Raw genomic sequence first — 26,092 nt, forward strand, 5'->3', positions numbered from 1 at the left:
CGGTCTCCCGCCAGTCGCTGAGCGGTTCCCCGCTGCCGTCAGAAGCGACGGGTGATCAGCGCGCGCTTGACTTCCTGGATGGCCTTGGTGACCTCGATACCGCGCGGGCAGGCGTCCGTGCAGTTGAAGGTCGTCCGGCAGCGCCAGACGCCGTCCTTGTCGTTGAGGATTTCGAGCCGCTGCTCGCCCCCCTCGTCACGCGAGTCGAAGATGAAGCGGTGCGCGTTGACGATCGCCGCCGGGCCGAAGTACTGGCCGTCGTTCCAGAACACCGGGCAGGAGCTGGTGCAGGCGGCGCAGAGGATGCACTTCGTCGTGTCGTCGAAGCGCTCGCGGTCCTCGGCGGACTGACGCCGCTCACGGGTCGGCTCGTTGCCGGTCGTGATGAGGAAGGGCATCACGTCCCGGTACGCCTGGAAGAAGGGCTCCATGTCGACGACAAGGTCCTTCATCACCGTGAGGCCCTTGATGGCCTCGACCGTGATCGGCTTCTCCGGGTTGATGTCCTTGATCAGCGTCTTGCAGGCGAGACGGTTGCGGCCGTTGATGCGCATGGCGTCCGAGCCGCAGATGCCGTGGGCGCAGGAACGACGGAAGGTCAGCGTCCCGTCGAGCTCCCACTTGATCTTGTGGAGGGCGTCCAGGACGCGCTCCTTGGGGTCGATCTCCAGCTGGAAGTCTTCCCAGTTGGCGTCCTCCGAGACCTCCGGGTTGAACCGGCGGATCCGGAAGGTGACCGTGATCAGGTGCGAAGCGCCGTCCTCGGCCGCGTCCAGGGCCGCGGAGTTCTTGTCGAGAGTCGGGGTGCTCATCAGTACTTACGCTCCATCGGCTGGTAGCGGGTCTGCACGACCGGCTTGTAGTCGAGGCGGATCGACTCTGCGCCGTCTGCGCCCACCTCGCGGTACGCCATGGTGTGCCGCATGAAGTTGACGTCGTCGCGGTTGGGGTAGTCCTCGCGGTAGTGACCGCCGCGGGACTCCTTGCGGGCCAGCGCCGACACCGCCATGACCTCGGCCAGGTCGAGCAGGTTGCCCAGCTCGATGGCCTCCAGCAGGTCGGTGTTGAACCGCTTGCCCTTGTCCTGGACGGACACGTTCAGGTAGCGCTTGCGCAGCTCGCCGATCTTCTCGACCGCGGTCTTGATCGTCTGCTCGGTGCGGAACACCATCACATTGGCGTCCATGCACTCCTGCAGCTCCTTGCGGATCTCGGTGACCCGCTCGGTGCCGTTGGCGTTGCGCAGCCGCTCGACCTGGTCGATGACCTGCTTCGCCGGGTCCTCGGGGAGCTCGACGAAGTCGGCCGTGGCCGAGTACTCCGCCGCCGCGATGCCGGCCCGGCGCCCGAAGACGTTGATGTCCAGGAGCGAGTTGGTGCCCAGGCGGTTGGCGCCGTGCACGGAGACACAGGCGACCTCGCCGGCGGCGTACAGGCCCGGCACGACGGTGGTGTTGTCGGCCAGCACCTCACCCTCGACGTTGGTCGGGATGCCGCCCATGGCGTAGTGCGCGGTCGGCTGGATCGGGATCGGGTCCGTGTAGGGCTCGATACCGAGGTAGGTCCGCGCGAACTCGGTGATGTCCGGGAGCTTGGCGTCCAGCTGCTCCGGCGGCAGGTGGGTCAGGTCCAGGTAGACGTGGTCGCCGTCCGGACCGCAGCCGCGGCCCTCGCGGATCTCCGTGTAGATGGAGCGCGAGACGACGTCACGCGAGGCGAGGTCCTTCATGACGGGCGCGTACTTCTCCATGAAGCGCTCGCCGTCCTTGTTGCGGAGGATGCCGCCCTCACCACGGGCGCCCTCCGTCAGCAGGATGCCCATGCGCCAGATGCCCGTCGGGTGGAACTGGAAGAACTCCATGTCCTCCAGCGGCAGCCCGCGGCGGTAGGCCGCGGCCTGGCCGTCACCGGTCAGGGTGTGCGCGTTGGAGGTCACCTTGAAGAACTTGCCGGTGCCGCCGGAAGCGAAGATGATCGACTTCGCCTGGAAGACGTGCACCTCGCCGGTGGCCAGCTCGTACGCCACGACGCCCGCGGACTTCTTGACGCCGTCGACGTCCTGGAGCAGCAGGTCGAGCACGTAGAACTCGTTGAAGAACTCCACGCCCTCCTTGACGCAGTTCTGGTACAGCGTCTGGAGGATCATGTGGCCGGTGCGGTCCGAGGCGTAGCAGGACCGGCGGACCGGGGCCTCACCGTGGTTACGGGAGTGACCGCCGAAGCGGCGCTGGTCGATCGTGCCGTCCGGCGTGCGGTTGAACGGCAGGCCCATCTTCTCCAGGTCGAGGACCGAGTCGATGGCCTCCTTCGCCAGGATCTCGGCGGCGTCCTGGTCGACCAGGTAGTCGCCGCCCTTGATCGTGTCGAAGGTGTGCCACTCCCAGTTGTCTTCCTCGACGTTGGCGAGGGCGGCAGCCATACCACCCTGGGCGGCGCCGGTGTGGGAGCGGGTCGGGTAGAGCTTCGTCAGGACCGCGGTGCGGCTGCGCTTGGTCGACTCGATGGCCGCGCGCATGCCCGCGCCACCGGCGCCGACGATGACGGTGTCGTACTTGTGGATCTGCATGGTTCCAGTCAGCCCCGGCTTCAGGAGATGTTCGGGTCGAAGGTGAAGATCACCAGCGTGCCCAGAAGGACGGTGAAGACCGTCGCGGTGTACAGCAGCATCTTCAGCCAGAAGCGGGTGTTGTCCCGCTGCGCGTAGTCGTTGATGACCGTGCGCAGGCCGTTGGCGCCGTGCAGCATGGCCAGCCACAGCATCAGCAGGTCCCAGACCTGCCAGAACGGCGAGGCCCAGCGGCCGGCCACGAACGCGAAGCCGATCTTGGAGACGCCGCCGTCGAGGACCAGCTGGATCAGCAGGTGGCCCAGCACCAGGACGACCAGCACGATGCCGGACAGCCGCATGAACAGCCAGGCCTGCATCTCGAAGTTGCCGCGGGAGGCACTCCCGGTCTTCTTCGTGCGCTTGCGCGGCGCCTCGATGACCGGCGCCGGGTGGTCCACGTCGTAGAGCGAGGCGCCGTCGGTCGCCTCTGCGGAGGTGGTTTCAGCAGACATCTCGCGTCAGCTCCCGAACAGCGTGCGCAGGGTGTGCTGCAGCACGGGGTAGAAGGCACCGGCCATCAGTACGACCCAGACACCGACGACCGTCCACAGCATCTGCTTCTGGTACTTCGGGCCCTTCGACCAGAAGTCCACGGCGATGACCCGCAGGCCGTTGAGCGCGTGGAAGAGGATGGCGGCCACCAGGCCGTACTCCATCACGTTGACGATCGGCGTCTTGTATGTCGCAACGACGTCGTCGTACGCCTCAGGGGAGACGCGTACGAGAGCGGTGTCGAGGACGTGTACGAACAGGAAGAAGAAAATGAGGACGCCGGTGACTCGGTGAGCCACCCAGGACCACATGCCTTCCCGGCCGCGGTACAGCGTTCCAGCCGGCACGGAAGAACCCTCCGGGAGCGGGGACTAGGGCCGCGCCGGCTTCTCTGTCGGTCGGGCCCGGCCGGGTATGGTCCACCGGCCGCTCGTCATCGTATCGACGAGCTGTCGGTTCCTCGCGCGGGGGTCCTCAGGTGTGATCAAACAGGCACCAACGGGCTATCACACCAGAACGAACCGGAACTTTCCCGGTCAAGCGTCCCGATTCATCACGGCTCGGAGCTCATCAGCCGGATCAGCCGGCCGCGGGCCAGCCGGCGCAGCTCCTCCGCGGCGATCGTCCGCTCCTCGTCCGGCTCGTTGCCCAGCCGGGTGCGGATGCCGGACAGCACCTGGTCGAGCAGTTCCTCGTCGCGGTAGCCGTCCAGGCAGATGACGAAGACATGACGGAACCGCCGCTCGTACTCGGCGTGGGCGGCGCGCAGCGCGGTGTGGGCGGCGAGGGTGCCGGGCCCGCGGGCGCCGACGAGCGGCTGCGGGGAAAGCGACTCCTCGGCAAGCGCCTCGTCCAGCTCCGCCGCCGTCAGGTCGTAACAGGCCTCGTCGGAGGCGGCGAGCAGGGACTCCGGATCCGGGTACGGGCGGTGCGCGGCCACCCGCTCGGCCCAGCGGCGGCTGCCGCAGCAGCGCAGGAGCGCGGTCAGGGTGTCGGCACGGCTGAGGGCGTTGAAGCGGCCGAGCCCGATGTCCTCCCGGCGGGGGCGGGGCAGGGCGGAGCCGGGGGCCCGTGACGATATGCCCCACCGCGGGGGCTGCACAGGACGCAGCGTCGCCGGCCGGGCGGCCGGGGTGTCACCGGACAGCGTGGGCTCCTCGGACGGATGCGAATGGATCTCTTCGACGGGTGCGGGACGGGCGACTGAAGGAAGCTGGGGGAAGCGGACCGAAGCCGGGACGCGAAGCGGCGGTGGATGTGACGGTGGTTGCGTGTGGATCACGACACCCCGGCGGTATCCGGTGGTTCCGGGAGGGCCCTGTGAAGGGGGTGACGACTGGAACCGCCACGCTAACGACGCTTGTCGTTCGCTGTCCGAAGGATGCGCGAATTTCACCCGGATGAGAGAGCTTTCGCGCGTTCGGTGGACGACCGGCTCCACGCACCTGGCAATGCCTTCGCCCCGAAAAGTGAGGATTGCACGATGTCGAATCCGATGCGGCCGCCGCGCGCCCCGCGGCCCTCGGCCTTGCTGCGCCCCCTGACGAGGTCCAGGGCGCGGAGGGGCCCGGCGGCCCGGCCCGCGCTGTCGGCCGCGGCCCTCGCCGGTGCGCTGCTGCTCTCCGGCTGTTCCGGCACCGCCGACACCGAGGCGCCCGGGAGCACCAGCGCCAAGGTGAACCCCTCGCCCGCCGCCACCCCGACGTGGGCACCGGTGACCGGAAAACCACAGGTCATCCCCGCCGTCCGGGAATTCCACCAGGCCGAAGGGCGCGGCTGGCGCCCGTCCAAGGGTGCCCGGGTGGTGGTACCGGCCGGCGAGAAGAGCAATGTCGCCGACGAGGCCCAGCGGATGGCCAACGACCTCGGCCTCGGCCTCGTCTACGGCGACCAGGAGGTACGGCCCGGCGATGTCGAGGTGAAGCGGACGGGCAAGAACACCGACAACAACGTCCCCGTCGAGAGCGCCGCCGACGAGGCCTACACCCTCAAGGCCGCCGGGACCAAGCTCACTCTCACGGCCCCCACCGACGCCGGAATTTTCTACGGCACCCGCACCGTCAAACAGGCCGTACACGCCGCCGGCGGACTTCCCGAGGGCACCATCGAGGACCGTCCCGACCGCCCGCAGCGCGGAATGTCGCTGGACAACGCCCGCAAGCCGTTCAGCCAGAACTGGATCGAGGACCGGCTGCGGGAGATCGCCGACCTCAAGCTCAACCAGTTCCAGCTGCACTTCTCCGACGACCAGGGCTTCCGCATCCAGAGCGACACCCACCCCGAGATCGTCTCCGCCGACCACCTCACCAAGGCCCAGGTCCGCCAGATCATCGCGCTCGCGCGCACCCTGCACATCTCCGTGGTCCCGGAGCTGGACTCGCCGGGCCACCTGGGCGCCGTGCTGGCCCACTATCCCGCCCTGCAACTGCGCAACGTCCAGGGCCGGGTGATTCCCGGGGCGATCGACATCTCCAACCCCAAGTCCGCCCCGCTGATCGACTCGCTGCTGAAGGAGATGAGCGAGCTCTTCACCAACCCCAAGGGCGCCCCGGCGTACTGGCACCTGGGCGGCGACGAGTACCAGGCGCTGATGTCGTCCTCCCCCGCCACCAAGTACCCGCAGCTCGCGAAGGCGGCCCGGCAGAAGTACGGGTCCCGCGGCACCATCGAGGACCTGACGACCGGCTGGCTCAACGACCGGCAGAAGACCGTGGAGGCCAAGGGCAAGAACCGCATCGAGGCCTGGAACGACGGTTTCTTCGCCGGCGGCGTCGTGAGCGCGCCCAAGAGCCGGATGGTCGACTACTGGACCGGCACGGAGGCCGGCAAGCGCGACCCCGCGGAATACCTCCACGAGGGCCGCAACGTCATGAACTTCAACGACGCGTTCCTCTACTACGTGCTCGGTGAGCCCAACCAGTTCACCTATCCGACCGGCCAGCGGATCTACCAGAGCTGGACGCCGATGGTCCTCCGCGGCAGCCGGCCGGTGGCGGTGTCCGCGAACATGACGGGCCCGGACCGCATCCCCGGGGCGCGCTTCGCGATCTGGTGCGACCGGGCGCAGGCGCAGACGGCGCAGCAGGTGGCGGCCGGGATCCGGCTGCCGCTGGCGGCACTGGCGCAGAAGACCTGGGACCCGCGGACGCCGGCCCTGTCCTGGGCGGAGTTCAAGGCGCTGGCCGGCCGGGTGTGAGAGGCCGGTCGCGGGAGCGGACCCGGTAAGAAACGGGTGAGAGAAAGCGAGGACGGCCGGGGCCGCCACCCCCCACAGGAGAGGCCCCGGCCGTCGTTCGCGAAGAGCCTGTGACGGCCCTCTATCCGGTACAGCGCCAGACGGCGCGAAAGCGTCACACGGGGTACGGGGAGGGGTACGGCTCGTGGTCCGGATCCGGGCGGGCGAGGCGTCGGCGAGGGGGCGGGCGCAGGGGCGGTGGTGGTCCGGGCGCAGGGGTGGCGGTGGTCTGGACGCGGGGTGGAACAGGCCCGTAACGTGCGGTTCCGCGCCGGTCGCGCACAGTGCCGAGCCGTTGGGCGTGGCTGGAAAAGGCCGCCCCTCCGGGGAGTCCCGAGGGGGCGTCCCGGGGAATTCCCAGGGGTCCCGGGGGCTCCGTCCCGGGAGTTTCCGGGGGGCCGGTTCCGGGAGTTTCCGGGAGTCCGTTCCGGGCGCTTTCGAGGGGTTCGCGCGTGCGCGTCTCCGGGGTGCCGGACGCTCGGTGTCCTGCGCTGAACGGCTCCGCCGCGGGGGCCGGCGCGCCCGTCCCGGGTTCGGATCGTTCGCCCATACGGGATACGGTCTGCGGGAACATCAGGGTTACCAGCGGTTTCCGGCCTGCCGCGGCCGGCGGCCCGCGGTGGCCCGCCCCGGCTCCGGCACCGTACGGACGGGCGCCGCCCGCTCGAACGACGCCGGAACGGGGAAGCAAGGCCGGTGGTACGGCGAGCGAAGCAGTAATGCAGCAAGGACCGGGCGGCGGACATTCCGCGTGCGACAGGATGGACCCGTGCGAGGGGACGACATTCAGCCGGACGACCGTCGGCTGACGGCGGCCGTGCAAGCGGCACAGGGTGGCGACGAGGCGGCGTTCCGTACCGTCTACCGCGCCGTACATCCCCGATTGCTGGGATATGTACGGACCTTGGTGGGCGAACCGGACGTGGAGGACGTCACGTCCGAGGCCTGGCTCCAGATCACCCGCGACCTCTCCCGCTTCAGCGGCGACGCCGACCGGTTCCGCGGCTGGGCCGCCCGTATCGCCCGCAACCGCGCCCTCGACCACATCAGGATGCGCGGCCGGCGCCCGGCGATCGGCGGCGACGAGAGCGAGCTGGCCGACACCCCCGGCGCGTCCGACACCGCGGGCGAGGCACTTGAAGCGCTGGGCACCGGCCGCGCCATGCGGCTGATAGCCGGGCTGCCGCAGGACCAGGCCGAGGCGGTGGTGCTCCGGGTGGTGGTCGGACTCGACGCCAAGAACGCCGCGCAGGTGCTCGGCAAGCGGCCCGGCGCGGTGCGCACCGCCGCCCACCGCGGACTGCGGCGGCTCGCCGAGCTGATCGGCGACGAGCCGGACCGGATCCAGGACGGACCACGGGACGGACGCCGTGGCGGACCCCGGGAAGGACGTCAGGGCAGTGGCCGGGGCGGCGGGGAAGACGGCGCCGGCCAGGGGGAAGAATCCCCCTCGCGACCACCCGCGCCGGGCCCGCCCGGAGGTGGCGGGACAATGAACGGAGTGCCCGTACAGGGCAGAAGACGCCGCGACGGCGTGGCGGAATCGTACGTACCGGGTGTGACGGAAACGGCCGCACGAACGCAGAAGGACATGTGATGGCCGACGACCGGTACAACTGGCTCGACAAGGACACCGCGGAGCAGTTGCTGCGCGGTGAAGCGGTCAGTGCCCGGCACGGCGACGGTGCACGTGAACTCGAACAGCTCCTGGAGGCCGCCGCCGCGGTCGCCGCCAGGACACCCGAAACCGCGCAGCTGCCCGGTGAGGACGCGGCCGTCGCCGCCTTCCGCCAGGCCGCCCACCGCGGCTCCGGCGCCCGCCAACGCACCGCCGCCGACCCGTTCCCGGACGGCGTGCGCACCGCCCACACCGCAGACCTCACCGAACGCACCCGGCTCGGCCGCCCCTTCCGGCGCGGCTTCGCCGTGGCCCTCGCGGCCTGCGCCATCGGCGGCGTCGCCGTCGCGGCCGGTACCGGCGTCCTGCCCAGCCCCTTCCGGGGCGGCGACCCGGCACCCGCCTCCAGCGTCTCGGCCGCGGAAACCCCCCGGCCGTTCCGCACCGGCGAACCCGGCGCCCAGACCGACGGCACCACGGCGCAGACCCCCGATGCCACCCCGGGCCGGCCGGACTCCCGGTCCTCCGGCACCCCCACACCCGGCGCCAGCCCCGGCGCCGGCGGGAGACCCGGCGGCACTCCGAGCGGCGGCACGGGACGCGGCCCCGGCAAGCCCGGTGGCACAGCGACCGACCCCGGCCGTGGGGGCACGAAGAATCTCCTGCTCACCCTCTGCCGGACCTACGAGTCCGGCAAGCGCGGCACCATGGACCGCGACACGCTGCGGAGCCTCGAACGCAAGGCCGGCGGACCGGACAAGGTGCATGCCTTCTGCCGTGCCTACCTGGCGCGGTACGAGACCGGCGGCTCGGGCGGTGGCTCGGGCGACGACGGGCTCGTCGGCGGCGTCGGCGGCGACACCGGCGGATCGGACCAGAGCAGCGGCGGAACGGGCGGCGACGAGGACGACGAAGGGCACCCCGCCCAGCCGCCCGCCGCCACCCCCGGCTCCGGCACGTCCACCCCGGCCCCCGACCCCTCGGCAACCGCCCCGGACCCCGGCAACGCCACGCCCAGCGGAACCGCCGACGATCCGGTGTGACGTTTTTTGAACCCGTGGCGCAGTAATGAGTGAGCCGACTGGTCATCGGCTGCGCGACGAGCCGGGGTTCCCCCCGTACCTACGGCTCAGCGCATCTGGCGCGGGCGGGGCACGTTCCCCCGGCCCTGCCCGCGCCCTCTCTTTGCGCCTAAACCGGCGCCGCTCTCGCGGAGGTGGATCCGTGGGTGGGGGTTGCTCAATTTTCGCTTCGGTCAGAGATATTTGGGTTGGGCCGTGGGGAAGTTGAAGGCCCTAGTGGAAGACGACCACCTTGGTGCCCCTCTTCGCTGTGTGGAACAGGGCGGCGATCTTGGTCTTGTCGCGGACGTTGACGCAGCCGTGTGAGGCGCCGCGGTAGCCGCGGGCGGCGAAGTCCGCGGAGTAGTGGACGGCCTGGCCGCCGCTGAAGAACATCGCGTACGGCATGGCCGTGTGGAAGAGCGTCGAGACGTGATGGCGGCTCTTGAAGGTGAGCGCGAAGACGCCCTCGCGGGTGGGGGTGTACTGCGAGCCGAAGCGGACATCCATCGCCGAGACGACCCGGCCGTCGACCATCCAGGTGAGGGTGTTGCTCCGCTTGCTGATGCAGATCACCCTGCCCGTCATACAGCGTGGGTCGGGGGTGCCGGCCGGCCTCGTGGTCGGCGGGTAGAGCTCGGTGTGCGACGGCGTGCGGGTGCGGGACCGCAGCGCCCTCCAGGCCGTGGACTGCACGGTGCCCGTACGGGGCAGGCCCTGCCGCTGCTGGAAGGCGCGGACCGAGGTCGCGGTCACCGAGGCGTAGTAGCCCGTCGGGGATCGGTCGAAGAGACCCAGCTGGGCCAGCCTCGCCTGGAGTTCGCGGACCTGCGCGCCGCGGGAGCCGGTTGCCATGAGCGGCCGGTGGGCCGGCGGCGCGTGGTGGGCGGTGCGGTGGGGGCGCGGCGGGGTGGCGTGCCGGTCCGGGGCGGGGGGTGCCTGATGGCCGAGCGGCGGGGGAGCGGGGGAGGTGGGGGCGTAGCGGGCGCCCGCGCTGGGGGGCGAACCGGCCCCGGTGACCGTCACCGGACGGCAGCCCATCGCCAGGGCCGCCACCACCAGCACCGCGGCCATCGCAGGCGCCGTACGTCTTCCACTGCTCCGCTGCATGCGCAACCCCCGGATCTCGGCGGCCCGACCGGCCCTCGGAGACTCTTCCCAGCGCTGCGGGACGGCGAACCTGCGGGCATGCTGTGAGCACGGCGTATCCCCGATGCCGGTCACCCAGTGGGAGGCGTACACCCATGGCGCACGAGTCGGGCAGTGAGCGGTACAACGAGAGCGGCCTGCCCATCGAGCCGGTGTACGGGCCCGGGGCGCTGGACGGCTGGGACCCGGAGCGCAGCCTCGGCGCGCCCGGCAGTTACCCCTTCACCCGTGGCGTGTATCCGTCGATGTACACCGGGCGGCCCTGGACGATGCGGCAGTACGCCGGCTTCGGCACCGCGCGCGAGTCCAACGCCCGCTACCGGCAGCTGATCGCCCACGGCACCACGGGCCTGTCGGTCGCCTTCGACCTGCCGACGCAGATGGGCCACGACTCGGACACCCCGATCGCCTCGGGCGAGGTGGGCAAGGTCGGGGTGGCCATCGACTCCGTCGAGGACATGCGGGTGCTGTTCGGCGGTATCCCGCTGGACAAGGTGTCGACGTCGATGACGATCAACGCGCCCGCCGCGCTGCTGCTGCTCCTCTACCAACTGGTGGGTGAGGAGGAAGGGGTGACGGCGGACCGGCTGAACGGGACCGTGCAGAACGACGTCCTCAAGGAGTACATCGCCCGGGGCACCTACATCTTCCCGCCGGAGCCCTCCCTGCGGCTGACCGCGGACATCTTCCGCTACTGCCGCACCGAGATCCCTCGGTGGAACACCATCTCCATCTCCGGCTACCACATGGCCGAGGCGGGCGCCTCGCCCGCGCAGGAGATCGCCTTCACCCTCGCCAACGGCATCGCCTATGTGCGGACCGCCGTGGCCGCCGGGATGGACGTCGACGACTTCGCGCCGCGGCTCTCCTTCTTCTTCGTCGCCCGTACGACGCTGCTCGAAGAGGTCGCCAAGTTCCGGGCCGCGCGCAGGATCTGGGCGCGGGTGATGCGGGAGGAGTTCGGCGCGAAGAACCCCAAGTCGCTGATGCTGCGGTTCCACACCCAGACGGCGGGGGTGCAGCTCACCGCCCAGCAGCCGGAGGTGAACCTCGCCCGGGTCACCCTCCAGGGCCTCGCCGCCGTGCTCGGCGGCACCCAGTCGCTGCACACCAATTCCTTCGACGAGGCCATCGCCCTGCCCACCGACAAGTCCGCCCGCCTCGCACTGCGCACCCAGCAGGTGCTCGCCTACGAGACCGATGTGACCGCCACCGTCGACCCGTTCGCCGGTTCCTACGCCGTCGAGTCGATGACGGACGACGTCGAGGAGGCGGCCGTGGCGCTGATGCGGCGGGTCGAGGACATGGGCGGTGCGGTGGCCGCCATCGAGCGGGGCTTCCAGAAGGAGGAGATCGAGCGCAACGCCTACCGCCTCGCGCAGGAGACGGACGCCGGCGAACGGGTCGTGGTCGGCGTCAACCGCTTCCAGCTGGACGAGGAGGAGCCGTACGAGCCGCTGCGCGTCGACCCGGCGATCGAGGCCCAGCAGGTCGAACGGCTCGCCGTGCTCCGGGACCGCCGCAACGCCCGTGCCGTCTCAGCCGCCCTCGACGACCTCCGCAAGGCCGCCGAGGGTACCGACAACGTCCTCTACCCCCTGCGCGAGGCCCTGCGGGCGAGGGCGACGGTGGGTGAGGTGTGCGATGCGCTGCGGGGGGTGTGGGGGACTTATGTGCCTACGGATGCGTTCTGAGAGGGTGCCGGGCACGACGGGGTGCCAAGTCAGCGCGCACTGCACTCCACAGAGCCGTGCCGAGGCAGCGGCACGGCTTTTCCTCGGGAACACGTTGGGTTGGTGACTCGCGCACAGCCCGCGCGGAGGCGGCAGGTCAGGGAGCGAGGAGGCGGCTGGTGAAGCCGTCGTGGACGAGCGATTCGTATGCGACCCGCACGTCCTCCGGGACGGCCTGCTCGATGGCGAACCCGAGACGGGGATACTCGATCACCCGCTGCAGGTCGCCGACGAGCTGGTGGACGACGAGTTCTTCGTCGCCGATCGTCTTCAGATAGTCATCGAACTCCAGAGGAGCCGAGGCGCAGATCACCTCGGCCTCGGGCCACACCTTGCGGGCAGTGGCATAGGCGCGTCGCTCCATATAAGGCATGGAGACCAGCAACACGGTCTTCGGCATGATCCCGGCAGCAACCAGGACCTCGCGGGAGAGGGTGATGTTCTGCCCGGTGTTCCTCGCGCCGGGCTCCAGCAGAACCGCGTCCGCAGGCACTCCGAGGGCGAGCGCATGCTCGCGGAAGTGCACTGCTTCGCCGCGGGGGAAGCGTTCGGGGGCGGTGGGGTTGGAGCCGCCGGAGAACACCAGAGTGGGGAACAGGCCGGCTCGGTACAGCTCGGCACAGAAAGCCGGGACACCAAGGTCATGACTGCCCAGGCCGATGGCGGCGTCGGTGGGCCGCACCTGGTGGTGCATCTGGTGGTAGTCCCAGATCAGCTCGGCCTGCTGTCGCTGGCCTTCGGTGATGGCCCGCTCGTTGTCCGTCACTCGCGTCTCTCCCTGGTCACCGCCGGGGGCCCAAGGCCCCCTCGCTCGTCATCCGGATGCCCTCGATGCTGCGGAACTGGTGACTCAGACCAAACTTGGCGGCCAGCTTCGCGGCGTCGTCGAGCACATGCAGCCCATCATCCCGGGTGGCAGGGTCGGACAGCAGGATGTGACCGTGGGCGGTGTCGAGCCGGACCTGCTGCATGGGTGAGTCGGTCGTTCCGGTGCTACGGGCGATGTCGATGAAGTGCAGGGCCTGGGTGATGTCACCAACGCCGCGGTGGGCGAGGGCGAGCTTTTGGTGGGCGACGGACCAGTCGTCGGGCTCGGCCAGGTTTTCGAACTCGCGCGTCGCGGCGAGCATGACCCGGGCGGCGTAGTCGTTGTTGCCGCCCTTGCTCAGCGCGGTGCCCACCCACAGCCGGGCTCTGGCCCGGTCGCGGCGGGAGAGCCTGTCATCGACGGCCAGGGTCTCGTAATGGCGGGCGGCCATCTCCAGCTTGCCGCACATCTCGGCGACCACGGCGAGGGACAGGTCAAGCTGAGCGATGCGGCGAGGCATGTCGAGCTGGGTGAACAGCGAGCGGGCACCGGCATAGGAGCGCTGGGCCGACAGCGGGCCGATGACGGCTCCTTGGTCTCGTTGGAGATCACCCATCAGCGCTGTTGAGCGGGCGACCAAGTACCTGCCTTTGTCATCCAGCTCGGCCGGATCGAAGCGTGTCAGCCACCGGTTCAGCAGATTGTCGGCGAAGGTGAAGTTCTGGCGGGAGAGGGCGACGACGGTCCGGTCCAGATCCTCGGTCCACGTTTCGTATTCCCAGGCCCGGGGGCCGCTGGTGGTGACGCGCCGGCCGCTGCCCTGGCCGGAGCGGCCGGTCTCCGAGAGGAACGTCTCGAAGCGCAGGTGCACGGCGGCGTCCGAGCGGGCCAGGGCAGTGTCCAGGATGGCCTGGGTGTCCTGCCGAGGTTCCGTTGCGACGAGCAATTTCTCCCACTTGGAGATGGTGCGGATGCCGACGCCCAGGTGCTGGGCGAAGGCTCGGACGCTCAACCGGAGCGCGAGACGTAATGCTCGCGCTTCCAGGCCGGTCCAGTGGTGCACGGTTGCCACGCGTCGCTCCCTTCCGTCCGCCATCGAAGCACGAGGCATCCCAGCAGGGGACACAAGTGCAACGGAAGTACAACAGAGGGTCATTGGCCGCTGAAGCAGACCGGGCCAGGCTTCAAGTGCTGTCACTTCCCCGAGCACTTGGACGGTCATCGATGGAACCCCTCACCGAGCATCGCCGGGCCAGCGGGCCGGTCGTTTTCGGCTTTCTGCGGCTGGTGCAGGTCTCTGCCGCCCGGCAGGAGGCTCTGATGGCGTCGCTGGCCGAGTACTGCCGCAGCCACGAGCTGGTGCTGTGCGGTTTGTTTACCGAACGCTCCGCCACGAACGGTTCGGGGGCGTTCACGGGTCTGCTGGACGTGCTTGCTCTGCCGGACACCTATGGCGTCGTGGCGCCGGCTGCCTCCCATTTGGGCACGAAGGCGATAGCCGGTGAACGGCAGAAACAGATTGAGGCGGCCGGGTCACGGCTGCTGCTGGTCCGCGGACCCCGCAGCCCCCGCCCTTCCGGTCACGGGCCGACCAGCCCGCCCTCCGCAGCCCTTCGCCGCCGAAGCCCGGGGGCGGCCCCCGCCCTGGACAGAGAGACCACGTGAGGCCCGCCACGATGGATGTGACACAGAAGTTCTTCGAAGCAAAGCCCGAATCGATCAGCCTGGCCCGCGACTTCGCCGTCATGACTCTCAAGGCATGGGGGCAGGACGCACCAGCCGACGATGTCCGGCTGTGTGTCTCCGAACTGGCCTCCAACGCCTTTCTCCACGGCACGAAGCGTGGCCACGGCTTCCTGGTGCGGCTGGAGGCCGACGAAGACTTCGTACGCCTGGAAGTACACGACAGTCGCAACTGTCACGACTGCCGCGCACCGCAGCCGGCGGTCCGGCATCCTGCGGACACCGACACCACCGGGCGGGGTCTCGTGATCGTCGACATGCTCGCCGATGGCTGGGGCGTCGAGGTTCGAGAGCCGCTGGGCAAGGTCGTCTGGTCACGCTTCAAGGCCGGGCACGCCCGCCGGGACCACCTGCGCTGCCCCTGAGGCAAAGGTCCGGGCTCGACTCCTGGCCTCGCCAGCCGCACCGGCCACGACGCCGCCGCGGTCGTCAAAAACCGGCTGCTGTTCGGCTGCCCCCACACCATCCGACCGCCCTGTACACGGCTCCGATCGGAAGAACGAGAGGTCACCGCCATGGAATCCTTCGAACGCGCCCGGCTGGACGCCTATTTCACGAAGATCGCCGCCCGGTTCGCCTCCGATGAGCAAGCTGCTTCCTTCCTCGTCACTCACCTGCTGCCCGAGCGGCCGGGCTTCATCCGCGCAGTCGCCGCGATGAGCCGTCTCAAAGCCGTGCTGCCCAAGCCTAAATCCGTCGACGCAGCCGCCCGACGCGAGGTCGAGCAGACCCTCCCCGTCGACGCGCTCTCCCGCGAACTGTTCACCGGCGCCGACACCGCGCTCGACTACATCGAATCCCGGTCCGCCGGGGAGACTCTCGTCCTGCTGGATGTCGGCGGCTATTTCGCGCCCACCCTCACTGCCATCTCGGGCCGCTACTCCGGGCGTCTCGCCGGGGTGATCGAGGACACCGAGAACGGACACCGCCGCTACGGCGAACTCGACAAACTTCCCTGCCCAGTCATCTCCGTCGCCCGGTCCCCGCTCAAGGACCCCGAGGACTTCCTCGTCGGCCAGTCCGTCGTTTTTTCCACCGAGGCCGTTATGCGCGCACGAGGGGATATCCTCCACGGCCGCCCGGCCCTGGTGATCGGCTTCGGCAAACTCGGCTCATCCATCGCCCGCCTCTTACACGCCAAGGGCGTCCAGGTCACCGTCTTCGACATCGACCCCGTCCGCCGCACCCAGGCCCTGTCCCAGGGCTTCGCCGTCGCCCGCGACCGCGAGGCCGCCCTGGCCGGCGCCGGCCTGGTGCTCTGCGCGACCGGAGCCGTCTCGCTGCACGGGGAGGAGTTCCCCCACCTCCGCAACGGCGCCTACGTCGCCACTGTCACCTCCAGCGAGGATGAACTGGAGTTGGGCGGACTGCCGGACGTCTATACCCGCACGATGGTCGGCGATCACGTCACCCGCTACCAGACCACCGGCCACTACTTCTATCTGGCGAATGGTGGCAACGCCGTCAACTTCCTGCACGGCGCCAGCGTTGGACCGTTCATCTTCCTGGTCCAGGCCGAGATCCTGGCCGCGATCAGGATGCTCACTCGCGGAGATCTCGCTCCCGGCATGCACGAGGTTCCCGCGGCCGACCGCGCCGCGATCGCGGCAATCTGGCTCTCCTACTTCAACAGGTGATCACCATGGCCATCACGGCAGACCACATCCGCACCACGTTGCACTCCTACCTTGAGGAGCACCCCGAGGAGAAGCCCGGCCTGGCCATCGCCCTCGAACTCCTGGATACCGGAGCCGACCTTGCCTCCCGCAAGGAGTTCCGTGGTCACGCGACCGCGGGCGCGATCCTCGTCGGGCCGGACGGACGCATCCTGCACATCCACCACCTCGCCACCGGCAAGTGGCTCCTCCCCGGCGGCCACCTCGAATCCACCGATACCACCCTCATGGAAGCCGCCAGGCGCGAGCTCGCGGAAGAGACCGGCATCCTTGCCGAGGCCGTCACCCCAGCGAGCAACATTCCCGTCCACATCGACATCCACCCGATCGACGCCAACGACGCCAAGGCCGAGCCGGACCACCAGCACGTCGACTTCCGGTTCCTCTTCCGCCCGGGAGCCGGAGTCGGCCGGCTCCAGACCGAAGAGGTCATCGCCGCCACCTGGCGCGACCTCGACAGCATCAGCGACGTACACCTGCGAGGCCGGATCGCCCAGGTTCTTCGCTGACACCGGCAGGCAGTCCCCCCGGCACTCCGGAAGCGGCCCCGGCTCGCGTCGCTTCCGGAGTCCCGTGCGTGCGTGCGGTGCGGGTGCGGGAGCTGGTGAGCGTCGGGCCGGGGTGCGTCAGACTGGGGGCATGTTGTCACCCCGCCGCGCGTGCCCCGTTTGCACCCGAGAGATCGCCGTTGTCGGCGGCCGCTTCGCCCGTCATGACCCGCCCGGGCGGCGGACGGTGCTGGAGCTGATCTCCTGTCCGGGGTCGCGCCGGATCGCGCCGATGATGGCGCCGGCGGAGAAGCTGTTCGACCCGGAGGAGCCGCCGTTTCCGGGGCAGCAGCCGTTGTTCTGAGCAGCAGCAGCAGCCGTCGGAGCCGGGAGGGCGCCTGGCGTACGGCCGGTGGTGGGGCGGTGGGTTTTCGGGCCGGTGGGCAACTACGGGGCCAGGACGTCCAGTTCGGCCATGGCGCCCGTGGTGATCTCGCGGGTCAGGGACTCCGCCCGTGCCGCGTCGCCGGTGCGTACCGCCTCGGCTACCTGGACATGGAGGGTGACGGCGGCCGGGTCGGGGTCGGTGAACATCACATGGTGCTGGGTGCGGCCGGTCAGGACGGCGGCGACCACATCGCCGAGCCGGGCGAACATCTCGTTGCCGGAGGCGGTCAGGATGACCCGGTGGAAGGCCGTGTCGTGGACGAGGTAGGCGTCGAGCTGCTGGCCGCGTGAGGTGGCGACCATGCCCATGGCGTGTTCGGTGAGTTCGGCGCACTGCGCGGGGGTGGCGTGCCGGGCGGCGAGGCCCGCGGCGACCGGTTCGATCGCCGAGCGCAGCACGGTCAGCGAGCGCAGCTGCCGGGGGCGGTCGCGGCCGGCCAGCCGCCAGCCGATCACCCGCGGGTCGTAGACGTTCCACTCCTCCGTGGGCCGGACGGTCACCCCGACCCGGCGCCGGGAGGCGACCAGCTGCATGGATTCCAGTACCCGGATCGCCTCGCGGATGACCGTGCGGGAGACGTCGAAGCGCTGCTCCAGCTCGTCCGTGCGCAGCACCGTGCCCGGAGGGTAGTCGCCCGCGGTGATCGCGGGCCCCAGGGACTCCAGTACACGGGCGTGCAGTCCCTTCCCCTCGTTTTCCATGGGGCAAGCCTACGTTCCCGGACCCCGGCCAATTAAGTATGACGTTTGCGTCACAGGCTCTTGAATACGTCGTACCTAATGGGTTTCAGTGGGTCCCGCACGAGGTCGATGAAGACAGCGAGGTACCACGGGATGAACACCCCCGACGTGATCGTCGTGATGGGCGTGGCCGGCACCGGCAAGACCACCATCGGCCCGCTGGTGGCCGCCGGGCTGGGCGTCCCGTATGCCGAGGGTGACGACTTCCATCCGCCGGCCAACATCGCCAAGATGTCGGCCGGTATCCCGCTGGACGACGCCGACCGCGGCCCGTGGCTGGACGCCATCGGCGCCTGGGCGCACGAGCGGGCCGGGCACGGGGGCGTCGTCAGCAGCTCCGCGCTCAAGCGCGCCTACCGTGACCGGCTGCGCGCCGCCGCCCCCGGAGTCGTCTTCCTGCACCTCACCGGGGACCGCGCGCTGATCGAGGAGCGGATGGCCGGGCGCCAGGGCCACTTCATGCCGGCCGCGCTGCTGGACTCCCAGTTCGCCACGCTCGAACCGCTCGGGCGCGACGAGGCGGGCGTCGCCGTGGATGTGTCCGGCAGTCCGGAGCGGATCGCCGGGCGCGCGGTGGCCGCACTGCGTGCGATGACCGCGCCGGCCGCCGGATAGGCCCGGCGGCCCCCGCTTCCACCCGCACCCCTTTTCAGGGCCGTCCCGGCCGCAGCACTCGCTTCCCCCACTCGCTTCCCCCGCCCCACCAGCAGTACCCCCTGCCCCCTCCCGTCCAACCAAGGGAAATCGCCGTGACACATCTCAGCGTCGAGATGCTCGCAGCGGATGCGACCGAGCCGATCACCTCGGCCGGTCACGCACAGCTGGGCATCGCCGTCCTGGCCGGCATAGCCGTCATCGTCCTGCTCATCACCAAGTTCAAGCTGCACGCCTTCCTGTCGCTGATCATCGGTTCGCTGGTGCTCGGCGCGGTGGCCGGTGCGCCCCTCGACAAGGCGATCACCAGCTTCTCGACGGGGCTGGGCACGACGGTCGCGGGCACGGGAGTGCTGATCGCGCTCGGTGCCGTCCTGGGGCGGCTGCTCGCCGATTCGGGCGGCGCGGACCAGATCGTCGACACGATCCTGGCGAAGTCGAGCCGGTCGGCGATGCCCTGGGCGATGGTGCTGATCGCCGGGATCGTGGGGCTGCCGATCTTCTTCGAGGTCGGCATCGTGCTGCTGATCCCGGTGGTGCTGCTGGTCGCCAAGCGCGGCAACTTCTCGCTGATGCGGATCGGCATCCCCGCGCTGGCCGGACTGTCCGTCATGCACGGGCTGATACCGCCGCACCCCGGCCCGCTCGCCGCGATCGACGCCGTCAAGGCGAACCTCGGCATCACCCTCGCGCTCGGTGTGGTCGTCGCCATTCCGACGGCGATCATCGCGGGCCCGGTCTTCTCCCGTTACGCGGCCCGCTGGGTGGACATCCAGCCGCCGGAGACGATGGTTCCCGAGCGCGCCGGTGACGACCTGGAGAAGCGGCCGGGCTTCGGGATCACCGTGGCCACCGTGCTGCTGCCGGTGGTGATGATGCTGGCCAAGGCGCTGGTGGACATCGTCGTCGACGATCCGGAGCACACCCTCCAGAGGATCTTCGACGTGGTCGGCTCGCCGCTGATCGCGCTGCTCACCGCCGTCCTCGTGGCGATGTTCACGCTGGGCCGGGCGGCCGGGTTCACCCGCGGCCGGATCGCCGGCACCGTCGAGAAGTCGCTCGGCCCGATCGCCGGGGTGGTGCTGATCGTGGGCGCGGGCGGCGGCTTCAAGCAGACGCTGGTGGACGCCGGCGTCGGCCAGATGATCCTGGACGTCTCCAAGGGCTGGAACATCTCCGCGCTGCTGCTGGCCTGGCTGATCGCGGTCGCCATCCGGCTGGCGACCGGCTCCGCGACGGTGGCCACCATCTCCGCCGCCGGCCTGGTCGGTCCGCTCGCCGCGGACCTGAGCACCACCCATGCCGCGCTGCTGGTGCTGGCCATCGGATGCGGCTCGCTGTTCTTCAGCCATGTCAACGACGCCGGATTCTGGCTGGTCAAGGAGTACTTCGGGATGAGCGTCGGCCAGACGCTGAAGACCTGGTCGGTGATGGAGACGCTGATCTCGGTCGTCGGGATCGGGTGTGTACTGCTGCTCTCGCTGGTCCTTTAGCCGCCTGGTCCGCTCCTTCAGCGGCCCTGGCCCGCCGGACCGCTGTCCCCTGTTTCCTTCCGGGCGGGTCACCGTCCTGGGCGCCCCGCCCCCTCAGGGCCCGCCTCGGCACGAGGCCGTACGAGCGGATGTCCGCCGGTACGGCCTCGTGTGCGTGCGGCGGCTTGCCGGACAGGGCTGGTGGCCGGTGGCGTTCAGCGGGCCGCCGCCACCGCGCCCGCGCCGAGGTACGTCTCCAGGGCCGCCGTCACCTGCGCCGTCGCGTCCTCGGGCGGGGTGGCGAGGGCGAGGTAGCCGTCGGGGCGGATGAGGAGGACGGCGGGGGCCGGGCCGTAGGCGTCGCGGAGGTGGCCGTGGGTGTCGATCAGGTCGGGGGCCGGGCCGCCGACGCGGACGAGGCGGAGCAGGGCCGGATCGGCGGGCAGGGCGCTGGCGTCGATGCCGGTGCCGCCCAGGTCGAGCAGGGTGAAGTGCGGGCCGCGGAAGGCGTCGAAGAGCCGGGTGGGTGTGCCGTCGGGCGTGGTGCACGGGGCGTCGGGGGCCCGGTCGCCCGCGGCGGGGGTGCCCTCGGCGCGGTCCGTGCGCAGCTCCCGGGTGAGCGGGCTGTCGGGGTAGCCGATGCCGAGCTGGTGGAGGTCGCGGCCGCGCCGCAGCGTACGGGAGCGGTGCAGCCGGGTGCTGGTGTCGAGGATGCTCTCGGCGATCGGGCGGCGCTCGGTCTCGTAGGTGTCGAGGAGGCTGTCGGGGGCGCCGTGCCGCAGCACCTGGCCGAGCTTCCAGCCGAGGTTGTAGGCGTCCTGGACGCTGGTGTTCAGGCCCTGGCCGCCCGCCGGGGAGTGGATGTGCGCGGCATCGCCGGCCAGGAAGACCCGGCCGGTGCGGTAGCGCTCGACCAGGCCCGCCCGGGGGCGGAAGAGGGAGGACCACAGGACCTCGCCGATCTGTGCCGCGTCGAGGTGGGTGTGCGCAGCGAGCTCGGCACGGACCGTCTCGGGAGAGGTGTCCGGTGTGCCGTCGAAGCCCGCCATCATGGTCTGGAAGTAGTCGGTGCCGGCCAGCGGGAGAAGGCCCGCGAACCCGCCGTTCGGCAGCTCCCAGCGGTGCCAGTGGTCGCGGTCCAGGCCGTCCACCCGGAGGTCCGCGAGCAGCACGGCGACCGGTTCCAGCTCCGGACCGCTCATCTTGAGGCCCAGCGCGCGGCGTACGGTGCTGCGCCCGCCGTCGGTGGCGACCAGATAGGCCCCGTGGACGGTGCGCTCCGCCCCGTCGGCGTGGCGCAGACGGGCCGTCACACCGGACAAGTCCTGGTCGAACGCGGTGAGTTCGGTGCGGAAGAGCAGGTCTCCGCCGAGCTGTTGCAGCCGCTCGTACAGCAGCTCCAGGTTGCGGAACTGCGGCAGCATCAGGGCGTTGGAGTACGGCGTGGCGGGCGCCGGGTCGACCCGCTCGATCATCTCGGTGACGTCGACGATTTCGCCGTTCTCCCAGCGGGCGGTCTCCGGGTAGAGGCCGCCGGCCGCGAAGGCCGCGTCCAGTAGCCCGAGGTCGTCGTAGACCTCCTGGGTGCGCGGCTGCACGCCGGTGCCGCGGGCGCCGGGCGAGAGGCGGTCCTGCCGCTCGACGAGCAGGGTGCGCACGCCGCGGCGGGTGAGGTCGATGGCCAGGGCGAGGCCGGTCGGGCCCGCGCCGGCGATCAGTACGTCGAACGCCGTGCCGTTGTCGGGCAGGGCGGCGCCAAAGGTTTCCTTAACGTTGTTAAGTGCCATGTTCCGAGGATGGATTTAACGGTGTTAAGTTGTCAACATGGTTTCGCGCATCGACCGGAAACAGGTCGTGGACACCGCCCTGCGGCTGCTGAACGAGGTCGGCCTCGACGGGCTCACCCTGCGGGGCATCGCCAAGGAGCTGAACGTCCAGGCCCCCGCGCTGTACTGGCACTTCAAGAACAAGCAGGAACTGCTGGACGAGATGGCCACCGAGATGACCCGGCGGATGACCGGGAGCCCGGAGGGCGGTGGGTCCGGAGCGGACCCGGATGACGGCACCTGGCAGGAGATGCTGCTCGAAGGCTGCCGGAGGGTGCGCCGCGAACTGCTCGGCTACCGCGACGGCGGCAAGGTCTTCAGCGGTACGCGGATGACCGACGGCACCGCCGCCGCCGGGGCGCTCGACGTCCTGATGACCTGCCTGACGGAGGCGGGCTTCACCCTGGAAGCGGCCGCGCGGGCCTGGTGGACCGCGTACAACTTCACCGTGGGTGTGGTGATCGAGGAGCAGTCGGTCCACCCCGTGCCCGGACAGCGCGAGATCCGCGACCCGGCCTATGACCAGTCCGAGCGCGAGCGGCAGATGGGGCGGGAGTTTCCGCTCGCGGCGCAGGCCGGCCGGGTGATGTTCGGCGATCTGGAGCGGAGCTTCGAGGCCGGGCTGCGGATCATCGTCGGGGGTATTGAGGCCGGCTTGGGGCCGGAGGCGCGGGGCTGAGTGCGGACGGGGGCGGGGGACGGGCGTACGAGGTGCGATCAGCCGTCTCGCCGTCTCCCCGTCCGCCCGCCCGGCGTCAGCGCCGCGGGTCGATCGACCGCCTCAGGACGGGCGTCAGCGGACGCTCGACGAAGCGGTGCAGCACCCACGCGAGCAGCAGCATCAGCGCGACGGTCAGCAGCAGCGTCGCGTATGACGGCAGCCCGATGCCGTGGTGCAGCGCCCGCACCACGACCCAGCCCAGATGCTCGTGCACGAGGTAGAACGGGTAGGTCAGCGCGCCGGCCACGGTCAGCCAGCGCCAGTTCGCCCACCGCAGCTTGCCCAGGGCGACCGCCGCGACCAGGGCGAAGCCCAGGGTGACGACGGCGATGATGCCGGCCGTCGAGCGGTAGGAGAACGCGTCGGCCGACGGCGCGTGCCACAGCCCGGCGACCGCGTAGTGCTGTCCGATCAGCCAGCTGACCAGCACGATCGCCCAGGCGATCGGATCGCGGGCGCCATAGCGGTGCAGCAGGTACAGGCCCACCCCGCCGATGAAGAACGGGGCGTACTCGGGCATCAGCACGGTGTCGAGGAAGGGCTGGTGCGCGGCCTGCGCGAGCGCGGCCGCCAGGGTCCAGCCCGCGCAGAAGAGCACGACCCGGCCGCGGGTGGCGCCGGGCAGGACGACGCAGAGCGCGAAGAGGGCGTAGAAGCGCATCTCCGCCCAGAGGGTCCAGCACACCCCGAGCACCCGGTCCACGCCCAACGGCTGCTGCAGCATGGTCAGGTTGGTCAGCACCTCGCTGGGCGGCAGCGCCTTGTAGGCGACCCAGGGAAGCGCGAAGACTGCGGTGACCAGCAGGATCGCGGCCCAGTACGCCGGATAGAGGCGGGCGACGCGGGAGGCGGTGAACGCGCGCAATCGCTGCTGTCCGGGCGTAGCCCGGCCCACTGAAGGGTGGTGGTGGGCGACGGGTGGGACCCAGCCGCTGAGGCAGATGACGAAGCCGCTGATCACGAAGAAGATCTGCACGCCCAGGCAGCCGTAGGCGAACAGCGGGGCTGCGGTGGGGAATTGATGGGCGGGCGAGCCGCCCCAGGCCTGGGATATCTCGCCGTTGCGGCCCCCGAAGTGGTACGCGGCGACCATCAGCGCGGCGAGCAGCCGCAGCCCGTCCAGGGCGCGCAGCCGCGGTGGTTCTCCGCGGCTGCGCCCCGGTATTGCGGGCCGGGGGGCGGTAGTGACGAGATCCGGCGCGACAGGGGGCGGCGGCGCGCCGGTCGTCAGCGGGGGCGTCGTGGTCATCCGAAAGCGGTCCGCTTCTTCAGCCGCCGCTGCACCGCACGCGCCCGGCGCGCGACCTTGCGGACGGTGGGATTGCGCGGCAGGAACGACAGCTGGGAGGGGATCGCGCCGGGCAGCGCCAGCGCGGTCAGCCGGCGGCGCTTGAAGTAGCGCCAGGTGACCTGGTCGAGGTGCGCCGCGAGGTAGCGCTCGGCGGCCGGCCGCAGCTGCGGATAGATCTGGTGCTGCATCGCATAGCCGACCGCGGTGACCAGGCCCTCGACGCTCTCGGGGGTGGCGAACGCGCGCGGGCGCTCGCTGCGGTCGCCCAGGTCGGGCACCAGCGCGTCCACGATCGTGACCGGGACGCGGTTGCTGTTCTGGTACGGGGTGAGGCGTTCCAGCAGCAGGCCGGTGCCGGTGCGGGCGGTGGGCAGGCCGAAGAACGTGGCCGCCGTCAGCAGCGCGGTGGAGAAGCAGCCGACGACCAGTGCGGGCCGCATCCGCTGGTAGAGCACTTCGGCCAGCACCGGGGTGTCCAGCACGGTCAGCGCGATGTCCAGCTTCTCGGCCTCCCGCTCCAGCAGCCGCGACCAGCGGGCCGGCGCGGACGGGTGCGGTTTGAAGACGATCTCGCGGTGGCCGCGCTCGGCGGCGCCGCGCACCATCCGCACATGCAGCTCCTCTTCCTCCTCGGGGGTGAGGATGCCCAGCGCGGAGAGGTACTGGCCGAGCAGCAGCGCGCCGCCCTCCGGGACCGCCACTTCGCCACTGGCGTCACTGAGTTCGGCCAGCACCTTGGTGAAGGCGTCGGCCGGCACGGTCTGCGCCGTGACGTCGAACTCGGTGAGCAGCAGCGGCATCAGGCCCGGCACCAGGTCCAGGTGCAGCAGCCGGTTGATCCGGGTGCCGATCAGCGGGTCGAGCTTGTTGCGGGTGGGCCCGTAGCTCATCAGGCCGTCGGCGTAGACATCGATCGGCGCGTCCGGGAACAGCTGGGCGAGGGCCAGTGCCGGGTTGACCTGGATGGACTCCACGACCAGCTCGATGTGGTCGTCGCCCAGGCCCCAGAGCAGCCGCAGATGCCGCTCCCACAGCGGGACGTCGTCCGCGCGCGGCGACCAGCCGCCGGGGTGGAACGGGCTGATCGTCTCGTTCCACGACAGCACCCGGCCGAAGCGGCCGCGCAGCCGCTCGAAGCCGGGCATGGTGTCCAGCGACGCGCTGGTCTCCGGGGTCGTGGCGTTGTTGCTGAGCAGCAGCAGACGGCGGTCGGCGGGTGCGAAGCAGTCGGCGTCCAGCGCGGCGGCGAGCGTCGCCGCACCGTAGAGCGTGGACGCCAGGAAGATCTGGGTACGCGGTCGGGTGGACATCAGGCGGCCACCTCCGCCGCGGGGGAGGGGCGACGGCGCAGCCGCCGCAGCCGGGACGCACGCTGCACATCCATCGAATCCAGGGCTTCCTTCAGTACGTCCTGCGGCATGCGTTTCAGGGCCGCGGCGCTCATCGCGCGCAATTTACGGGCGACCTGCGGTTCGAAACGTTCGATCGAACCCAGGTGGTGGGAAATGATCGCGCAATAGGTGCGCACCGCCTTCGGCAGCAGAAGAGCCGCATCGCGGTCCTGCGCCGTTTCTTCGATCACCTGATCGAAGGCGCGAATGAAGTCCAATTGCCGCACATCTCCGATCTGCGTCAGTGACGATGCCACTCCGCGCCGGTAGAAAACACCGAGCATCCCGACCACCGCCATGGACTTCGCCTCACGGTGCAGCCGCCAGATCCACGGGCGGTCCTCCGCGGTACGCAGCCCGTCCCGGAAATGCAGTACCCCCTCGTCCAGCAGCCGGCGGTGGTACATCCCGGCCCAGGCGAAGGCGTAGTCGACGGAGGTGGAGCGGTCGGCGGGCAAAATCACCTCGCGCGGGTCCATCACCACCCCGCGCCGGCCGTGCGGCACGCGGTGGACGCTGCGGGCGCGCGCGGTGCACTGGACGTGGTCGGTACGGACGAAGTCACATCCCAACTCCTCCATGGTGCCGAGGAGTTGGGGGTAGTAGCCGGGTGCGAGCCAGTCGTCACCGTCCAGGAAGGTGAGGTATTCGCCGCGGGCCGCGTCCAGGCCGGTGTTCCGGGCGGTGGCCAGGCCGCCGTTGCGTTCGTGCCGCAGCACTCTGGCGCCCGGCAGCTCGCGCCCGGCGCGCGCAAGAATCTCCGGGGTCTCGTCGCGCGAACAGTCGTCGACGAGCAGGAATTCAAAATCTTCGCGGGCGTTGGCCGCCAGGCTTTTCAGGGTGTCGGGCGCGTATGTCTGCACGTTGTAGAACGGCACGATGACGGAGAGCTTAACCACCCGGGTGACGTTAGGGGCGCGGGCGGCATTCGTCTTTAC

The 26,092-nt window shown here is 70.4% G+C and carries 25 protein-coding genes; 12 read left to right on the forward strand and 13 right to left on the reverse strand.

Annotated elements, in window-relative coordinates; genetic code table 11:
• Window positions 1–38 precede the first annotated feature (38 nt).
• The 5 genes from ABZ851_RS08635 to ABZ851_RS08655 form a co-directional block, all read right to left on the reverse strand.
• Window positions 39–812, reverse strand: a complete 774-nt coding sequence (locus ABZ851_RS08635) for a succinate dehydrogenase iron-sulfur subunit (protein ID WP_361124095.1) — start codon at window positions 810–812, stop codon at window positions 39–41.
• Window positions 812–2,566: a succinate dehydrogenase flavoprotein subunit gene (gene sdhA / locus ABZ851_RS08640; RefSeq protein WP_361124097.1), complete on the reverse strand. Its 1,755-nt coding sequence runs from the start codon at window positions 2,564–2,566 to the stop codon at window positions 812–814. Before sdhA ends, ABZ851_RS08635 begins: the two co-directional genes overlap by 1 nt.
• A gap of 20 nt (window positions 2,567–2,586) precedes the next feature.
• Window positions 2,587–3,060, reverse strand: a complete 474-nt coding sequence (locus ABZ851_RS08645) for a succinate dehydrogenase hydrophobic membrane anchor subunit (protein ID WP_088799575.1) — start codon at window positions 3,058–3,060, stop codon at window positions 2,587–2,589.
• Window positions 3,061–3,066: 6 nt separating this feature from the next.
• Window positions 3,067–3,447 (reverse strand): succinate dehydrogenase, cytochrome b556 subunit, encoded by a 381-nt coding sequence (gene sdhC / locus ABZ851_RS08650; RefSeq protein ID WP_336050706.1) that lies wholly within the window; start codon window positions 3,445–3,447, stop codon window positions 3,067–3,069.
• 206 nt (window positions 3,448–3,653) lie between these two features.
• Complete coding sequence (locus ABZ851_RS08655) at window positions 3,654–4,130, reverse strand: 2-oxo-4-hydroxy-4-carboxy-5-ureidoimidazoline decarboxylase (protein WP_361124906.1); 477 nt, start codon at window positions 4,128–4,130, stop codon at window positions 3,654–3,656.
• Between the two features lie 453 nt (window positions 4,131–4,583).
• Between ABZ851_RS08655 and ABZ851_RS08660 the strand changes: the two genes are divergently transcribed.
• From ABZ851_RS08660 to ABZ851_RS08670, 3 genes are all read left to right on the forward strand, one after another.
• Window positions 4,584–6,296, forward strand: a complete 1,713-nt coding sequence (locus ABZ851_RS08660; protein ID WP_361124100.1) for a glycoside hydrolase family 20 protein — start codon at window positions 4,584–4,586, stop codon at window positions 6,294–6,296.
• A gap of 808 nt (window positions 6,297–7,104) precedes the next feature.
• Window positions 7,105–7,932, forward strand: a complete 828-nt coding sequence (locus ABZ851_RS08665) for an RNA polymerase sigma factor (protein WP_361124102.1) — start codon at window positions 7,105–7,107, stop codon at window positions 7,930–7,932.
• Entirely contained in the window at window positions 7,932–8,996 is a 1,065-nt protein-coding gene (locus ABZ851_RS08670; RefSeq protein ID WP_361124104.1) for a hypothetical protein, read from the forward strand. Before ABZ851_RS08665 ends, ABZ851_RS08670 begins: the two co-directional genes overlap by 1 nt.
• Window positions 8,997–9,248: 252 nt before the next feature.
• Here ABZ851_RS08670 and ABZ851_RS08675 read toward each other — a convergent pair whose 3' ends face one another.
• Window positions 9,249–10,088: a L,D-transpeptidase family protein gene (locus ABZ851_RS08675; RefSeq protein ID WP_361124106.1), complete on the reverse strand. Its 840-nt coding sequence runs from the start codon at window positions 10,086–10,088 to the stop codon at window positions 9,249–9,251.
• A 170-nt stretch (window positions 10,089–10,258) separates the two neighbouring features.
• Between ABZ851_RS08675 and ABZ851_RS08680 the strand changes: the two genes are divergently transcribed.
• The gene (locus tag ABZ851_RS08680; RefSeq protein WP_361124108.1) at window positions 10,259–11,857 is read left to right on the forward strand and encodes a methylmalonyl-CoA mutase family protein; all 1,599 of its coding nucleotides are present in this window, start codon (window positions 10,259–10,261) and stop codon (window positions 11,855–11,857) included.
• A gap of 136 nt (window positions 11,858–11,993) precedes the next feature.
• Here ABZ851_RS08680 and ABZ851_RS08685 read toward each other — a convergent pair whose 3' ends face one another.
• Entirely contained in the window at window positions 11,994–12,662 is a 669-nt protein-coding gene (locus ABZ851_RS08685) for a YdcF family protein (RefSeq protein WP_361124110.1), read from the reverse strand.
• Window positions 12,663–12,678: 16 nt separating this feature from the next.
• Window positions 12,679–13,776, reverse strand: a complete 1,098-nt coding sequence (locus tag ABZ851_RS08690) for a hypothetical protein (RefSeq protein ID WP_361124112.1) — start codon at window positions 13,774–13,776, stop codon at window positions 12,679–12,681.
• Between the two features lie 152 nt (window positions 13,777–13,928).
• Here ABZ851_RS08690 and ABZ851_RS08695 point away from each other — a divergent pair, with 152 nt between their 5' ends.
• From ABZ851_RS08695 to ABZ851_RS08715, 5 genes are all read left to right on the forward strand, one after another.
• Window positions 13,929–14,369 (forward strand): hypothetical protein, encoded by a 441-nt coding sequence (locus ABZ851_RS08695; protein ID WP_361124114.1) that lies wholly within the window; start codon window positions 13,929–13,931, stop codon window positions 14,367–14,369.
• 11 nt (window positions 14,370–14,380) lie between these two features.
• Window positions 14,381–14,812: an ATP-binding protein gene (locus ABZ851_RS08700; RefSeq protein WP_361124116.1), complete on the forward strand. Its 432-nt coding sequence runs from the start codon at window positions 14,381–14,383 to the stop codon at window positions 14,810–14,812.
• Window positions 14,813–14,962: 150 nt separating this feature from the next.
• Complete coding sequence (locus ABZ851_RS08705) at window positions 14,963–16,084, forward strand: adenosylhomocysteinase (RefSeq protein ID WP_361124118.1); 1,122 nt, start codon at window positions 14,963–14,965, stop codon at window positions 16,082–16,084.
• Window positions 16,085–16,089: 5 nt separating this feature from the next.
• Window positions 16,090–16,632 (forward strand): NUDIX domain-containing protein, encoded by a 543-nt coding sequence (locus tag ABZ851_RS08710; RefSeq protein ID WP_361124120.1) that lies wholly within the window; start codon window positions 16,090–16,092, stop codon window positions 16,630–16,632.
• A gap of 130 nt (window positions 16,633–16,762) precedes the next feature.
• Window positions 16,763–16,975: a hypothetical protein gene (locus ABZ851_RS08715; RefSeq protein ID WP_361124122.1), complete on the forward strand. Its 213-nt coding sequence runs from the start codon at window positions 16,763–16,765 to the stop codon at window positions 16,973–16,975.
• 83 nt (window positions 16,976–17,058) lie between these two features.
• Here ABZ851_RS08715 and ABZ851_RS08720 read toward each other — a convergent pair whose 3' ends face one another.
• Entirely contained in the window at window positions 17,059–17,760 is a 702-nt protein-coding gene (locus ABZ851_RS08720; protein WP_088799583.1) for a FadR/GntR family transcriptional regulator, read from the reverse strand.
• A 132-nt stretch (window positions 17,761–17,892) separates the two neighbouring features.
• Between ABZ851_RS08720 and ABZ851_RS08725 the strand changes: the two genes are divergently transcribed.
• Complete coding sequence (locus tag ABZ851_RS08725; protein ID WP_361124124.1) at window positions 17,893–18,414, forward strand: gluconokinase; 522 nt, start codon at window positions 17,893–17,895, stop codon at window positions 18,412–18,414.
• Window positions 18,415–18,548: 134 nt separating this feature from the next.
• Entirely contained in the window at window positions 18,549–19,946 is a 1,398-nt protein-coding gene (locus tag ABZ851_RS08730) for a gluconate:H+ symporter (RefSeq protein ID WP_361124126.1), read from the forward strand.
• Window positions 19,947–20,140: 194 nt separating this feature from the next.
• Here ABZ851_RS08730 and ABZ851_RS08735 read toward each other — a convergent pair whose 3' ends face one another.
• Window positions 20,141–21,712, reverse strand: a complete 1,572-nt coding sequence (locus ABZ851_RS08735) for an FAD-dependent monooxygenase (RefSeq protein ID WP_361124128.1) — start codon at window positions 21,710–21,712, stop codon at window positions 20,141–20,143.
• 37 nt (window positions 21,713–21,749) lie between these two features.
• Here ABZ851_RS08735 and ABZ851_RS08740 point away from each other — a divergent pair, with 37 nt between their 5' ends.
• Entirely contained in the window at window positions 21,750–22,430 is a 681-nt protein-coding gene (locus tag ABZ851_RS08740) for a TetR/AcrR family transcriptional regulator C-terminal domain-containing protein (RefSeq protein ID WP_361124130.1), read from the forward strand.
• A gap of 76 nt (window positions 22,431–22,506) precedes the next feature.
• On the opposite strand, the gene ABZ851_RS08745 is transcribed toward ABZ851_RS08740, so the two are convergent.
• From ABZ851_RS08745 to ABZ851_RS08755, 3 genes are read right to left on the reverse strand one after another with little or no spacing between them, the layout of a single operon-like run.
• Window positions 22,507–23,721 (reverse strand): acyltransferase, encoded by a 1,215-nt coding sequence (locus tag ABZ851_RS08745; protein WP_361124132.1) that lies wholly within the window; start codon window positions 23,719–23,721, stop codon window positions 22,507–22,509.
• Entirely contained in the window at window positions 23,718–25,073 is a 1,356-nt protein-coding gene (locus tag ABZ851_RS08750; RefSeq protein WP_361124134.1) for a polysialyltransferase family glycosyltransferase, read from the reverse strand. The genes ABZ851_RS08745 and ABZ851_RS08750 overlap by 4 nt, the downstream gene beginning before the upstream one ends.
• Window positions 25,073–26,053, reverse strand: a complete 981-nt coding sequence (locus tag ABZ851_RS08755; protein WP_361124136.1) for a glycosyltransferase family 2 protein — start codon at window positions 26,051–26,053, stop codon at window positions 25,073–25,075. The genes ABZ851_RS08750 and ABZ851_RS08755 overlap by 1 nt, the downstream gene beginning before the upstream one ends.
• Between the last annotated feature and the right edge of the window lie 39 nt (window positions 26,054–26,092).

The organism is Streptomyces sp. NPDC047049 (assembly GCF_040643995.1).
Classification (GTDB): Bacteria; Actinomycetota; Actinomycetes; order Streptomycetales; family Streptomycetaceae; genus Streptomyces; species Streptomyces mooreae.

Bases quoted from the DNA above. Each gene is read 5' to 3' on its own strand.
- ABZ851_RS08675 (WP_361124106.1), bottom strand. From the start codon at position 10,088: ATGGCCGCGGTGCTGGTGGTGGCGGCCCTGGCGATGGGCTGCCGTCCG.
- ABZ851_RS08740 (WP_361124130.1), top strand. From the start codon at position 21,750: ATGGTTTCGCGCATCGACCGGAAACAGGTCGTGGACACCGCCCTGCGG.
- ABZ851_RS08715 (WP_361124122.1), top strand. From the start codon at position 16,763: ATGTTGTCACCCCGCCGCGCGTGCCCCGTTTGCACCCGAGAGATCGCC.
- ABZ851_RS08695 (WP_361124114.1), top strand. From the start codon at position 13,929: ATGGAACCCCTCACCGAGCATCGCCGGGCCAGCGGGCCGGTCGTTTTC.
- ABZ851_RS08720 (WP_088799583.1), bottom strand. From the start codon at position 17,760: ATGGAAAACGAGGGGAAGGGACTGCACGCCCGTGTACTGGAGTCCCTG.
- ABZ851_RS08725 (WP_361124124.1), top strand. From the start codon at position 17,893: ATGAACACCCCCGACGTGATCGTCGTGATGGGCGTGGCCGGCACCGGC.
- ABZ851_RS08705 (WP_361124118.1), top strand. From the start codon at position 14,963: ATGGAATCCTTCGAACGCGCCCGGCTGGACGCCTATTTCACGAAGATC.
- ABZ851_RS08680 (WP_361124108.1), top strand. From the start codon at position 10,259: ATGGCGCACGAGTCGGGCAGTGAGCGGTACAACGAGAGCGGCCTGCCC.
- ABZ851_RS08635 (WP_361124095.1), bottom strand. From the start codon at position 812: ATGAGCACCCCGACTCTCGACAAGAACTCCGCGGCCCTGGACGCGGCC.
- ABZ851_RS08660 (WP_361124100.1), top strand. From the start codon at position 4,584: ATGTCGAATCCGATGCGGCCGCCGCGCGCCCCGCGGCCCTCGGCCTTG.
- sdhA (WP_361124097.1), bottom strand. From the start codon at position 2,566: ATGCAGATCCACAAGTACGACACCGTCATCGTCGGCGCCGGTGGCGCG.
- ABZ851_RS08735 (WP_361124128.1), bottom strand. From the start codon at position 21,712: ATGGCACTTAACAACGTTAAGGAAACCTTTGGCGCCGCCCTGCCCGAC.
- ABZ851_RS08645 (WP_088799575.1), bottom strand. From the start codon at position 3,060: ATGTCTGCTGAAACCACCTCCGCAGAGGCGACCGACGGCGCCTCGCTC.
- ABZ851_RS08670 (WP_361124104.1), top strand. From the start codon at position 7,932: ATGGCCGACGACCGGTACAACTGGCTCGACAAGGACACCGCGGAGCAG.
- ABZ851_RS08745 (WP_361124132.1), bottom strand. From the start codon at position 23,721: ATGACCACGACGCCCCCGCTGACGACCGGCGCGCCGCCGCCCCCTGTC.
- ABZ851_RS08710 (WP_361124120.1), top strand. From the start codon at position 16,090: ATGGCCATCACGGCAGACCACATCCGCACCACGTTGCACTCCTACCTT.
- ABZ851_RS08750 (WP_361124134.1), bottom strand. From the start codon at position 25,073: ATGTCCACCCGACCGCGTACCCAGATCTTCCTGGCGTCCACGCTCTAC.
- ABZ851_RS08700 (WP_361124116.1), top strand. From the start codon at position 14,381: ATGGATGTGACACAGAAGTTCTTCGAAGCAAAGCCCGAATCGATCAGC.